This window comes from Pseudomonas sp. GW821-FHT02H06 (assembly GCF_059421525.1).
Map to the genome: position 1 here is coordinate 39,964 of NZ_JBWKVD010000006.1, position 12,216 is coordinate 52,179.

At 61.1% G+C, this 12,216-nt stretch carries 10 protein-coding genes and 1 pseudogene; 2 read left to right on the top strand and 9 right to left on the bottom strand.

Features of this window, described 5'->3' with window-relative positions; translation table 11 throughout:
- The first annotated feature begins 376 nt into the window (after nucleotides 1-376).
- Nucleotides 377-575 (top strand): annotated as a pseudogene (locus tag AC07VF_RS12080) (type II toxin-antitoxin system HicA family toxin).
- 20 nt (nucleotides 576-595) lie between these two features.
- Nucleotides 596-1,000 carry a type II toxin-antitoxin system HicB family antitoxin gene (locus AC07VF_RS12085; protein WP_495009511.1) on the top strand — a complete coding sequence of 135 codons (405 nt, stop codon included), beginning with the start codon at nucleotides 596-598 and terminating at the stop codon, nucleotides 998-1,000.
- Nucleotides 1,001-1,203: 203 nt separating this feature from the next.
- Here AC07VF_RS12085 and AC07VF_RS12090 read toward each other — a convergent pair whose 3' ends face one another.
- The 9 genes from AC07VF_RS12090 to AC07VF_RS12130 form a co-directional block, all read right to left on the bottom strand.
- Nucleotides 1,204-2,187 carry a serine/threonine-protein kinase gene (locus AC07VF_RS12090; RefSeq protein WP_495009486.1) on the bottom strand — a complete coding sequence of 328 codons (984 nt, stop codon included), beginning with the start codon at nucleotides 2,185-2,187 and terminating at the stop codon, nucleotides 1,204-1,206.
- Between the two features lie 35 nt (nucleotides 2,188-2,222).
- Nucleotides 2,223-2,951 (bottom strand): PP2C family protein-serine/threonine phosphatase, encoded by a 729-nt coding sequence (locus AC07VF_RS12095; protein ID WP_495009485.1) that lies wholly within the window; start codon nucleotides 2,949-2,951, stop codon nucleotides 2,223-2,225.
- Nucleotides 2,951-6,478, bottom strand: a complete 3,528-nt coding sequence (gene tssM, locus AC07VF_RS12100) for a type VI secretion system membrane subunit TssM (protein WP_495009484.1) — start codon at nucleotides 6,476-6,478, stop codon at nucleotides 2,951-2,953. The genes AC07VF_RS12095 and tssM overlap by 1 nt, the downstream gene beginning before the upstream one ends.
- A 13-nt stretch (nucleotides 6,479-6,491) precedes the next feature.
- Entirely contained in the window at nucleotides 6,492-7,409 is a 918-nt protein-coding gene (gene icmH, locus AC07VF_RS12105) for a type IVB secretion system protein IcmH/DotU (RefSeq protein ID WP_495009483.1), read from the bottom strand.
- Nucleotides 7,410-7,414: 5 nt separating this feature from the next.
- A complete protein-coding gene (gene tssK, locus AC07VF_RS12110) occupies nucleotides 7,415-8,746 on the bottom strand; it encodes a type VI secretion system baseplate subunit TssK (RefSeq protein WP_495009482.1) in 1,332 nt (443 codons plus the stop codon).
- Nucleotides 8,743-9,249: a type VI secretion system lipoprotein TssJ gene (gene tssJ / locus AC07VF_RS12115; RefSeq protein ID WP_495009481.1), complete on the bottom strand. Its 507-nt coding sequence runs from the start codon at nucleotides 9,247-9,249 to the stop codon at nucleotides 8,743-8,745. The genes tssK and tssJ overlap by 4 nt, the downstream gene beginning before the upstream one ends.
- Nucleotides 9,250-9,254: 5 nt before the next feature.
- A complete protein-coding gene (tagH, locus tag AC07VF_RS12120) occupies nucleotides 9,255-10,460 on the bottom strand; it encodes a type VI secretion system-associated FHA domain protein TagH (RefSeq protein ID WP_495009480.1) in 1,206 nt (401 codons plus the stop codon).
- A gap of 17 nt (nucleotides 10,461-10,477) precedes the next feature.
- The gene (locus AC07VF_RS12125; RefSeq protein ID WP_495009479.1) at nucleotides 10,478-10,618 is read right to left on the bottom strand and encodes a type VI secretion protein; all 141 of its coding nucleotides are present in this window, start codon (nucleotides 10,616-10,618) and stop codon (nucleotides 10,478-10,480) included.
- A gap of 78 nt (nucleotides 10,619-10,696) precedes the next feature.
- Entirely contained in the window at nucleotides 10,697-12,214 is a 1,518-nt protein-coding gene (locus AC07VF_RS12130; protein ID WP_495009478.1) for a sigma-54 interaction domain-containing protein, read from the bottom strand.
- Nucleotides 12,215-12,216: the final 2 nt, after the last annotated feature.

Sequence of the window (12,216 nt, forward strand, 5' to 3'; positions counted from 1 at the left end):
CGACAACGTGCCCGGTTGTGTCGTCTGAGGGGTAGAGGGACCGGGCGATCGGGTGTTGCAAATTGCGTATGAAAATAACTGCATCTTTTTTTGCAGGATGGCTCTATTCCGCTCATCGCGGCGATGTTTCGTCAGAAAACCGCTGCCCTTTATGCAGCCGCTGTCGAGCGGGCGGCCAGCGAAATGCTGATCATATTTGCCTGTCAGCCCATCGCTGGCCACTTGTTCAGACCGAATCCGCCGTGCTCTCCTCGGCGTCGTGACACCTGAAGAGAACTGCCCCTTTCTATTATTCATAACTCTAGATACATCTTCCTCCTTGATCTAACATCGAGCGACTTTCACCATCCGCCCCACACTTCACAGGGAGCTGCTGGTGAAAAGCAGGGAATTAATTGCAGAGTTAGAGGCCGCGGGCTGGACCTTGGCTCGAATCAGAGGCAGCCATCACGTTTTACACACATCCGTGCAGCCCCAACTCCATCCCGGTCCCGCATCCGAAGAAGGACCTTCCCATCGGAACGATCAAAAGCATCAGGAGGCGGGCATGTCTATTACCTCTGGCACCCACTTGATCCTAGCGCAGGAGCACATCATGCAATATCCCATCGCCATCGAATGGGGCGACGAGACGACGGCTGTCGGCATACAGATTCCGGACATTCCCGGCGCGGTGACGGCTGGCGACACGTTCGAAGACGCTTACAACGCCGCGGTCGAAATTGCCCATATTTGTCTTGAAGAACGGGTTGCCGACGGTCACGCCGTGCCGATGCCATCATCGGCTCAAGCGCATCATGATAATGACGATTACGCAAACATGGGTTGGGGCATGATCGAGATCGACATCACCCCTTATCTGGGCAAGACCGAGAAGGTCAATGTCACCTTGCCGGGGTTCGTCATACAGCGCATCGACCGTTATGTTCGCGACCACAACGTCAAAAGCCGCTCTTCGTTCCTGGCGGATGCGGCGCTGGAAAAACTCGGGCGGCTTTGAATAGAAAGTGACCGCAGCAATACCACGCGCACCGGGTAGGACCGGCTTTAGCCGGGAAGGCGTCAGGCGTCACACCGCAAACTGATGGAGTCCACACCGGCCTCTTCCCGGCTGAAGCCGGTCCCACTACAAAGCATCGTGTCCAGTGTAGGACCGGCTTTAGCCGGGAAGGCGTCCGATCTCGCACCGCACAACTGATGGCCTCACCGAGATGGGCGGATTTTCCTGCACCACCCCCAGGACGAGGGGTTGGTGAAAGCGTCACGCATCTGCCCGGCCGTTATCCTGCGGGCATCGGCGTCAAAAGCGAGCGCGGTTCGCAAAGCAGGCCAACCATGCCTGGGTAAGTGGCGTGGCGGTTTCAACCCGGCTTCCAGGTGCTGATCACGGGCCTGATTCGAAGGTAGATGCCGGAAGGGGTGTCTGCCGCTTGCCAGTTCGTAGATCACACACGCCACCGCGTAGACGTCAGCATTTGTCGAGAGTTGTTGGTGCTCGAGCACTTCAGGGGCAGCGTAGCCTGGGGTCCAGGCATTGAAGCGCTGGCGACTCAAATGCGGCAGGCCGGGTAATACGCCCTCCTCGGCCCTGCCAAGACCGAAGTCGAACAGGCGCACGCCCTCTTCACTGAGCATGATGTTGCTGGGTTTTATATCACCGTGAACCACGCCGCGAGCGTGGGCGAATGCCAGTGCGTCCAGCAACGGCAGAACGATCTCGCGCAGCTCTTTCCATGGCAGTCCCAGCGGCCGCTCACAGAGCATTTTGTCCAGCGTCAGGCCTCGCATGAGCTCCATGGTGATGAAAGCCCGCGCGCACGAGGTGTCGACATGAAACCCGTGCACACGCAGCACGTTGTCATGCCGCAGGTATCGGGTCAGGCGGAACTCGCTGTAGAGCACTGCGCTGGCGTCCGGCGACTCGGCGAAGTCTTCGTTGAGGACTTTGAGCGCGACGTAAGGATCGGGATCTCCGTACTGCTCGGCCAGCAGATCGCGCGCACGGTAAACCGCTCCCATACCGCCGGCACCGAGCAGGCGTTCGATGCGGTAACGACTTGCCAGGACATCGGGCATTGCGCTCATGCCTGCCGAGGTGCGTACCCGAGCCGTTTCAGGTTTTTGAGACCGGGCGAAGGCGAAGTAGGTGAGGTCGGCGGGCGGGTCATTGGGGGGAGGATCAATCACCCTATGCTCAGCCGGGATCAATTGCGCGGGCTCGGTCATCCGCGAATCACCACAGCCGTCAGGTTATCCCGGGCAGCGCCGCGCAACGCATCATCGAACAGGCGCTTGAGCGCTGTTTCCGGCTGAACGTGATTCAATGCGTGACCCAGCGCATCGCTACTCAACCCCTGATACAAACCGTCGCTGCACAGCAGAAACGCATCCCCCGGAAACACCTCAAGCTCCAGCACCTCCAGCGTCAGTTGCTCGGCAGCGCCCACCGCTCGGGTCAAGGCGTGCGCTCCTGGGTAGGCGCAGGCCTGGCGAGCATTCATCTGTCGCTCGTCGATCAGTTGCTGTTGCAGGGAATGGTCTCGGGACAGCTGATACAGCCGCTGGCCGCGCCACAAATAGCAGCGGCTGTCACCCGCCCAGACACAGGCCGCCCGGCTTTCCTCCATCAGAAGTGCGACCACCGTGCTGCCGATGATGCTGTCCTGTCGGCCTGCACGGACGGTCAGCTCCTGGCCCAGCCGCCGGTTCAGCCAGTGCAGGCACTGCCTAACGCCGATAAGCCTGTCATCGAAGTGATCGCGCACTGGCAGCTCCGCCAGACTGGCGACGATCATCTGGCTGGCGATATCGCCTCCCTGATGGCCGCCCATGCCATCGGCAACCACCCACAGCCCCCTTTCTGGACACTCCAGAAACGCATCTTCATTGCGCGCTCGAACCTTGCCGCTGTGGGTCCGCGCAGCGCTGTGCCACTGGCCGGCGATCGCCATCAGAGTTGTGCCGGCATGCGGAAGCTGCGCAGCACGCTCATGTCGAAAGGGTTGGGCGAACGCTGGCTCGTCAACAGGTAGCTGGCACGCAGACCACCGACATCGGCCTTCAGTACCAGCACGTCGCGACCGGTCAGCTCCTCCCGTTGCATTGAATCCAGCAGACGGAACAGCGACCACGGCCCTGAGCTTTCTTCGATACCCAGGGGTCGGCCAACCATTCTGTCGAGCACCAGACTGGTTCGACCGGCCTGCGCATCGGTGGGCCATTTGAATGACACCGGGACAATCGGACCGTGGCGGTATTCAAGGGTCTTGTCACCCAGCTTGAATTCGGACCGACTGACAGAAGAGTCCAGGGTATGGGGCTCAAGTTTGAACTGCACCTGAGGCTCGGCCGGGTTGTCGGCGAAGAACCCCTGTCGGATGACTCGCGCGGCGGTCATCTGATCAAGATACGCCCGGGAGATCGGCAGGCTTTGCCCGTCGATACTGCGCAGACGATAACTGCCTTTCTCGCCACTCACGAACGGACACAGGAATCCGTCGAAGAAGCGGTCTGTAACGCCCTGAACCTTGAAGAACTCGCGAAAATCACTGAGTGCGACGTCGCTGGCACTGTCGGCGCTGAACGGATAACGCTTGCTGATCGCCTTGGCGTAAAAACTGTACACCTCGCTCTGGTAGTGCTGGTTCACGTTTTGATAGGCATCGCGAAGCACCAGCCGCCACGCGTCCTCGGCCAGGGTGTTGAACCACGCGCCCACCGGACGTGGCAGGCGACTGGATGCCGCACGCAAAGTGCCCAGCGCATCCCGCTGTCCGCCCATGCGTGACTTGGCCATGTCGAACGCAGCCTGCTCCGGCGAGCTGGCCCTGCCCAGACTCGCCATCTGCAGTTGCAGCTCATTGAGTACCGCCAGAACAGGTACCAGGTCCGCCGTCGGGCCATCTTTTTCGTCGAGCAGGCGGTGCAGCGGATCGAACCGGTTCTGCAGTGATTTGCGTGCGGTGTCCGGGACGGATGCACTCAACGCTTCGGAAGCTTTGCTTGACGCAGCGACCGCCACTTTGCCGGCTTTGCCACCCTTATCCGGCAACTGCGCAGTGGCATCGACGGCGTTTGTCAGTGCCTCGGCTAAAGGTGTGAAGCGAGTGTTCTCCCGTACTTCCCTGAGCAGATTGATAACCGGCGAATGGGCCGACGTCAGGCCAGCCAGTTGCTCGGCACTGTCGGCAAAATCGTAAGGCCCGGGCAGCTCGACCGCGCTCACCGCCTCGCCCCAGTAATCAGCGTAATCACGGAAATAAAGCTGCTCCAGTTCAACCATCAAGCGCCGCATATCCATGTCGCTGAGACCGGAGCCTTCGCCCAGCACCCAATTGTCCCGCAGGATATCGGTCACCACCCGGGAGCCGTGCACCGAAAAATACTGCTCGTAGCCCTGCCGGGTGTAAAACCCCGGAATCACATAATCGGTGCCGACGAACAGCGCTGCCTGCGGCCCGAGATGCTGGTCGAAACTGTAATCCGGCAAGGTCGCCGCCTGCTCGCGCAGCATCCGGTAGACGACGTTCGCCAGCGACTCACCACGCAGCACCTGCCGGGCCTGCACCACGCGCTGTTCATTGAGGCCATGGACAAACGGCAGCGTCAGCAACCGTTCGAAGTGGGCGTTCAGACCGTTTTGCGCAGCCGCATTGCCGGGGTACAGATCGGACCAGGCAGCGGCGACCTGCTCCTTGAGCCACGCCGCATCCCGCCGGTCTTTCATGCCCAGCATCAGATAGGCACGCAGGCTTTTGAGGAGCCCCTCGCGATCGTCAAGGCTCGCGGCAATCTGCCTCTCCAGCATCGTCGCTACCTGAGGCAAGAGCAGCCGTTCAAGCTCGCGATCGTAAGCGCTTTCGACCACCGGATTGACCGCTTGGCCTTGATAAAGGCCGCCACGCGTCTGGTAACCGACATCCTCTTTGCCAGGGAAAACCCGGGTCGCCGCATAGCCGCTGTCCAGCACTTTCAGCGCTGCGAAAAGGTCATCCTGGACCGCGTTCGCCGACCGCTGCTGGGCCCAGGTTCTGGCAAGGGCGCCCAGGCTGTCCAGGCGTTCATAGTTGCCGGAAAAACTCACGGCCCAAAGGCTGCCGAACAGCGCGAGTGACGCCAGTGCGCCTGCGTATAGCGCGCGCTGGGCCCAATGGATACGGCGGCGCTCGCGCATGTCCAGGCCCGCAAGGTCAGCCTCGGGGAAGATGACTCTGCTAAGCAGGTGATTGATGAAACGCGATCGGCCCCTCCCCAGTGTCGGCAGCGTTTCTGTGCTCATCCCGGGACTGGCACCCCTGCCGAGAGCGGGCGAGTGCATGTCCTGTTCAAAGCCTGGCGCGCTGGTGAGATAGAAACCACGCAACTGGCTCGCCAACTGGTAGCGATTGCCCGTGAACGCCAGTTCCACAAACACGCACACGCGTTCGCCGATTCCGCTGAGTTGATGGGGTAAGTCGAGAATGCCGCCACGGCGCGAGGTATCACGCTCTTGATGGATGCGGGTGATCACCTGACTGTTGAGCCGAACCAGCAGTTCGCCGAATTCGTTGCGCAGCATGGCGGCGTCAGTGCCGCTCTGCCCGTTCTTGAAGGTGGTGCCGAGGACCTGATCACTTTCCTCCCGGGTCAGTTGATCGAAAAACGCGTCGAAGCCCGGAAGGCTGTCGGCCTTGCTCAGCACAAGATAGACAGGCACCTCGACATGGAGCTTCTGATTCACCTCCTGTAACCGCGCACGCACCTGTCCCGCGAGGGTCTCCAGTTCAGGATCACTGCCGTGGAGGAGCGTGTCGACAGGGAGCGTGACGAGTACGCCGTTCAGAGGGCGGTTGCGGCGATATTTGCGCAGCAGATCAAGCAGCGTGCACCAGGCACTGCGGTCGATGTCGGCGTTCGGCTGGGTCAGGTAACGGCCTGGGGTATCGACGAGCACGGCATTGTTGGCAAAATACCAGTCACTGTGGCGAGTGCCTCGGGTGTCGCGGGTAAGTTTGCGCCCGACTGTGTTGAGCGGAAACTCGAGCCCTGAAAACTCCAGCAGGCTGGTCTTGCCGCTGCCCTCGGGTCCGATCAGCAGGTACCACGGCAGCTCGGTGCGCCAGTGTTCGCTGCGGCCGCGATACAGGCTTGAGGTCTTCTGCGTTTTCAGCGCGTCCTTGAAACGCGTCGTCAGTTCAGCCTGCTCCTCGTCGATCTGATCGTCGCGCAAGAGGCGCGCCTGACCGTCTTCACTGTCCTCGACCGCTTTCTTGCGCTCCCCGGCACGCCGGCTGACATACACCATGGCAAGGCCCCAGAGCAGGAACAGCGAACTGATGGTCAACAGCCGGGCGCTTGAACCCTCCCAGAACTTTCGGTCGTCAACCGCCAGGAGCGGCCCGACGAACCAGACCATCAGCGCCACGAACAACACCAGCAGGAGCGTCCACAACCACGTCTGACGCAGAAGCGCGCCGGTTTTCTTGAAAAGGTTTTTCATCACACGTCTCTGTTTACGGCTGCGGCTGCGGCTGCGGCTGTGATTGCGCTTGCGCTTGCCGCTGGGATTGCGGGTGAGCGGCAGGCTGATCGAACAGCTGATAAGGTTGAAGGACGGCCTTGCGGTGCTCGCCCAGCACCCAGGCGAAGCCCGAATACATCACGATCAGACACACCAGGGTGAAGCCCACCATCATCCAGCCGGGCACGATGCGCACCAGGCTGCGGCGCTGTTGGTTCAGGCCTTCCCAATGGGGCGACAGCTCGCGGGGCGCATCACCGCGCAGCTGGCGAACCTGCCGGTAAACCGCGTCGCGAATGTTCTCGAGCTCCTGCACGCCACGGGTCTGAACCCGGTAGCGGCCCTCGAAACCCAGAGACAGGCACAGGTACATCAGTTCCAGCATCGACAGATGCTTCACCGGGTTTTTCGAGAGTCGATCCAGCAGCTGGAAAAACTTTTCCCCACCGAAGGTTTCCTGGTGAAACCTGCTCAGCAGGCTCATCTGCGACCACTCGCTTTCGTTGCCCCGGCCGCTCGTTACCACGGCCTCATCCAGAACAGTGCAGAGCACATAGCGGGCGCCCGCGACCTGGCTGCTCTCGGCACCGTTGTGCAGCGCGCGCGCTTCAAACGATTTCAGCACGTGGGTCAGGTGCTCATGCAGCGCGGCCATATCGTGAGGAATGTCACCGCTTCTGAGCCGTACAACCTCGGACAACAGCTCCGAGGCAGCGGCAACAAGCGGGTTCATGCCGACATTGAACGTCTGCGCCGGTCGCAGGTGCGCGGCGTAGATCATGCGTTCTTCCAGTTGCTCGAAGCGCGGCGGCGGCGTGGAATCAGTCATCGGCTTCGACGCCGGGCCGTGCCCCTGTCGAGTGACCAGGACGGTTTTGTCGTCCTGTTGATAATCGCTATCCCTGATCATGGCGTTCAATTCCTGATGGCCCAGAAGTTGAGTTCAAGCTCGGCAAACTCGCCGGACACGTGGAACGCGAATCCGCCGGAGCGCTCCAGCTGCGCCAAGTCTTCGGAGCTGAGTTCAAGGACGAAGTAGGTTTTTTTCGAATGAAACGCAATTTGCCGCGGCGCCACCGGTAACGGGGTGAGCTTGATACCGGGCAAGTGCAGGTTCACCAACTGGCGGATACGTTCCACCGGTGCAACCTTGAAATGCGCGGGCAGACGATGGCGCAGTTCCTCGGAATCGCAATTGGCACTCGCCGCCAATACAAAGGAGGCCGAACCCAGCAACGTGCGATCGTGCAGCGGCGAGACGGTGATGCCGTATTGACGCGGCTGTAGCACCAGTTCGATGGCGTGTTGCTCCAGCACCATCGACAGCATCTGCCGAAGCGCTTCCACCAATCTGCGAAAGCTTTCCCCTTGATCGCTGTGCCGGTAGCGGCTGTCCAGGCGCGGCCGCTTGCTGTCACTCGAGAAGGTCGCCAGATCGCCCAGCAGGGTCAGCAACGCGCGGTAGAGTTCTTCCGGATGCACGTGCTCCAGACCCAGGTAGTGACGAAGCAGCAGTTCGGCACGATTGATCAGCTGAAGCATCATGAAGTCGCCCATTTCCGCGCTGGCGACCGTGCCGCTGGAGCGGATGCGCTCGGCAATGCTGTCGCCCCGATGGCTGAGCATGCTGATGACTTCCTTCAGGCACGACAGAAGATAGGCGGAAGCATGGGACTGAAGGTAAGTCGGTACGAAATCCGGGGCGAGACTGACCACGCCGTCAGGGGTTGTGTCGAGCACGGAGCAGATCTTCAGCTTGACGTAAGCATGGTCGCTCTGCTCTTCGCCCAGGAGCAATCTGAAGTCGGGCCGGCCGCAGCTCACCTGACAGATCGCGTCATCACCTGCATTTGAATCGGCGACTTGCGTTTCATACGCGGTATAACGCGCCAGCACATCGGACTGCTCCGGTCGCCTGGCTTCCACGTGATTGCCGGTGACCAGCGGCAACGCCAGATAAACAGGCGTGTTGACGGTATTGGGCGGTATGTCGAGGGCCAGCGACTGCGTGTTGCCGCCCAACTCGAACACGCTGCCGTCAGGCAGGATGCCCGATGCCTGACTGATCACCAGTTTCCCCATGTTCAGAAACTGCAGATCGATCTCCAGCGCCAGGAATCCCCAGGCGTAGCCACCCATTAACCGAGTGCGGATTTTCAGCTGGTCGTCGTAATACCGGTCGTTGTGCTGGAAATGCTGAGGACGCAGCAGCATGCCCTCCTGCCAGATGACTTTGTGCGTATTCATGGCTGGTCAACCGCCTCGGCAAGCGCTTCAAGTGAAGTCCGAATGCCGCTTTCATCAAGGGTCAGATCGACTTCGGTGGCGGTTCGCGGCGGGAGGTGAAGCGTGGAGCGCCACGAGGCTTGTGACAGGTCGCGGTACGCCGCAACTACGCCGACATAGCGACTGCCCTTCTGCACACTGAGCTTGAGCTCGACCGTTTCGCCCGGACGCAGCTCAAGCTCCTCGGTGGCGACCATGTCCGGAGCCAGGGACTCTCTGGCCCGCTCATAGAGGCTGAAAAAATCAGCGTTCTCGAAGGCCACTGCGTGTTTGAGTTCGTACAGGCGGACCACGATCGGTGAAGGACGACCATTCAGATCCGGGTTCAGCTGATCACTGGCCGTAAGCCTGAGGTCGAGTTTGGTGAGGTGTGAGTACGGCGACAGCGTCGAGCAACCTGCAAGGATGAGCACGGCAATCAACGCGGTCAGCGCGTGTAGAAAGAAAGTTGTACGGCGAAACATGCGCTTCATCCCTGATGATCAGTGTGGAGGGTGGAAATCAGACGAATCTGCTCTTCATAGGCTTGGGCGAAATCTCGCGCCAGCAGGCGTTCGCTCCAGTCATTGTCCTGACGCAACGCCTGGTGATAGCGGCCATAGGCTCTCCAGCGACTGCCGGAGGTCGCGAGCAGTGGCGGGTTGTCGCGCTCGAATCGCAGGGTGAGTTGCTCCGGTGAAAAATGCTCCAGCGTGGCGCGCGTTGTCGCGCGACAGGCGGCCAGCAAGGCGACCTGATGCGCCTGCACGTCATGGAAGGCTCGGCTTATCGCCAGCTCGCCGGGCAGTTGCCCGGGTTTGCCAGGACGCAGCATTGCCGACAGGGCTTCGCCCGCATCGACCGCTGATTTCAGCGGGTTGCGCTGGGCGCCCTGCACGGTGGTCTGCGACAGGCGCAATTCATTTTTCAACTCGCTGCGCGTTTGCAGGTGCTGCTGGAGACCGCCGACGCACTGCCTGAGCAGATGGCCGGCATTGATCGCCAGCGCCTCCCGGGCAGCCTGATCAAGATCGTCGAATTCGAGACCGAGCGCGTCGGAAAACCGGGTCCAGAAATCATCGGTCTGGCGTTCGGTCTCAACAGCGGCTGGCGCGGGTGCTGGAGCGGGGTGTGCTGCAGGATCTTCGACCAGCTCTGGCACGCGCAGGCTTTCCATGTCCACCCGGGCATAGTCCGCACGCTGTGGACCGTCCTTGATGGCGGCAGCTGGCGAAATCAGTTCGTCGATGTCCGAGTGGACGCGTTCCTGCTGGTCGAGCGCGCTCAGCGGGTCGAGGTCCAGAAACGAGTCGTCGGGGATGATGCTGCCGGCTGCACAAGTGCGACCCACGTCACCGTCAAACGAGGCCGGCTCACGCATCAGTCGGGCACGCAGCTCGAAATCGCCCAGTACATACAGACTGCCATGCTCGATGCGAACAGCTTGCCCCTTGGGCAGACGCACCCTGCTCTCCCCACTCAGCACGCCATTGCTGCTGGTATCGGTGAGATAAAAGCTGCCATCGCGGTAGCTGATCGTGATGTGGTGGTGGGACACGTGCCGGCTGCGGTCGGGAATGACCCAATCGCAGTCCACCGACCGTCCGATCACGCCGCCCGCCTGCCTGAAGGTCTTTTGGCATTGCTCCGCAGGCACAAACTGCCGGGTGCTCAGCATTTCGAAAACCAGTTCCACGGTGGTGCTCCTTGTGGTCAGTTACCGCGGTTGGCTGCCTGCGGATCACCCAGCGGGCGATAGGTGTTGTCGTTGAATTTGTAATTGCCGCTGCAGCCCGAGACGCCACAGAGAAGAACAAGGGTCAGCAGAGCAGCTTGCCGGTGACGAGCGAACATCAGGGGATCTCCAGAGGTGAGCACAGGGCGCCGTCGGTTGGCGCGAGGGAAAGCGAGCGGGAAAAAAATCGTTCGTGCCTACGCATTGATTTCACCCAAATTGATATTGAGGCGGCCAAGGCGGTACAGCAGCGTTCGCCTGGGCAGCCCAAGCTCTCGGGCGGACAGGCTCTGATTCCCTTCGTTTTTACGCAGGCAATCGAGCAGCAGGCCGCGTTCGACCTGCTCAAGGCGTTCGCGCAGATTCAGGCGGGCAGCACCAGGGGCTGCATCCGCGCGGAGGGTGAAATGTTCGGGAAGCAATTGGCCGCCTTCGCACAGCAGAACAGCACGTTCGACCAGCCCCTTGAGCTCGCGAACGTTTCCGGGAAAGGCGTACCCGGACAAGTGATCGAGCGCCGCGTCAGACCAGCACAGAGCATCCCGTTGCAGAAATGCGCAGGCCTTGTCGGCGAAATGCCGGGCGAGATCGACGATGTCATCGCCTCGCTGGCGAAGAGCGGGCAGCTCGATGGGGAATTGCGAGAGACGGTAGTAGAGGTCCTCGCGAAAGGTGCCTTCGCTGACCATGGCCAACAGATCCCGGTGGCTCGCTGCCAGGATGCGCACGTCTATCTTGTGCGTGTCATTGGAGCCCAGCGGGCGTATCTCTCCCTCCTGCAGCACGCGCAGCAGCTTGGCCTGCAGCGACAGCGGCATGTCGCCGACTTCATCGAGCAACAGGGTCCCGCCATTGGCTGCATCGAACAGTCCGGCGCGATTACGCAGAGCGCCGGTGAACGCCCCCTTGCTATAGCCGAACAACTCGCTTTCCAGCAGGCTTTCAGGGAGTGCCGCGCAGTTCTGCACGATGAAGGGCTGCGAGCGACGCGGACCGTAGTCGTGGATGGCGCGTGCCACCACTTCCTTGCCGGTGCCCGTTTCTCCGCGCAGTAAAACGGTATACGGGCTGTGCAGGACTTTACTGATCATCGAACAGGTGTGGCGCATGGGCGCGCTTTTGCCGATCAACCCATAGGCGCTGATGCTTGGCACACTGACGCGCACGGGTGGTGAATCATCGGTACGTCGTCTCAAGCGCTGAAGCAGCTGCAATTGATGCAGCACGAACGTGCCCAGTCGACCAAGGGAGTCGGCAAAAGCCTGCAGCTCCAGGTGTCGACTGCTCGCGCAGACGAGCAAGCCTTCCACCGCCTGTTGATCACTGACGATGGGCACACACAGCAGGGACTGCCAGGGCTTCGCTCCGGGCGGCAGGAAACGGGTTGCGTGCAGGCTGCCCGGCAAATCGACGAGGCACACAACGCGGTTTTGGCACAGCGCAAACTGCAGCAGTTGCTCACCGTTGTAATCGGTTGGCAGGCTCTGAGCCTCACGGGGTTGCACGCTGCCCTCAAGGCACTCGGCAGTCATGCCCAGACACGTATGGGTCGCGTCCAGCAGATAAAGCTGAGTCAGCTCGCACCCGCTCAACTCGCCGAGTCCGAGCACGAGCCCGCTCAGCAGCGCGGCATCGTCCGCTGCGCGTGCAAGCCGGGCGAATTGCTCCAGTAACGCTTCCGCATAGGCCAGCGGTTGCGGCACCTGAATGAACATAG

What these genes read in the sequence shown, in the direction of transcription:
- AC07VF_RS12085 (WP_495009511.1), top strand. Translation starts at nt 596, where the DNA reads ATGCAATATCCCATCGCCATCGAATGGGGCGACGAGACGACGGCTGTC.
- AC07VF_RS12095 (WP_495009485.1), bottom strand. Translation starts at nt 2,951, where the DNA reads ATGGCGATCGCCGGCCAGTGGCACAGCGCTGCGCGGACCCACAGCGGC.
- tssM (WP_495009484.1), bottom strand. Translation starts at nt 6,478, where the DNA reads ATGAAAAACCTTTTCAAGAAAACCGGCGCGCTTCTGCGTCAGACGTGG.
- icmH (WP_495009483.1), bottom strand. Translation starts at nt 7,409, where the DNA reads ATGATCAGGGATAGCGATTATCAACAGGACGACAAAACCGTCCTGGTC.
- tssK (WP_495009482.1), bottom strand. Translation starts at nt 8,746, where the DNA reads ATGAATACGCACAAAGTCATCTGGCAGGAGGGCATGCTGCTGCGTCCT.
- tssJ (WP_495009481.1), bottom strand. Translation starts at nt 9,249, where the DNA reads ATGTTTCGCCGTACAACTTTCTTTCTACACGCGCTGACCGCGTTGATT.
- AC07VF_RS12125 (WP_495009479.1), bottom strand. Translation starts at nt 10,618, where the DNA reads ATGTTCGCTCGTCACCGGCAAGCTGCTCTGCTGACCCTTGTTCTTCTC.
- AC07VF_RS12130 (WP_495009478.1), bottom strand. Translation starts at nt 12,214, where the DNA reads ATGTTCATTCAGGTGCCGCAACCGCTGGCCTATGCGGAAGCGTTACTG.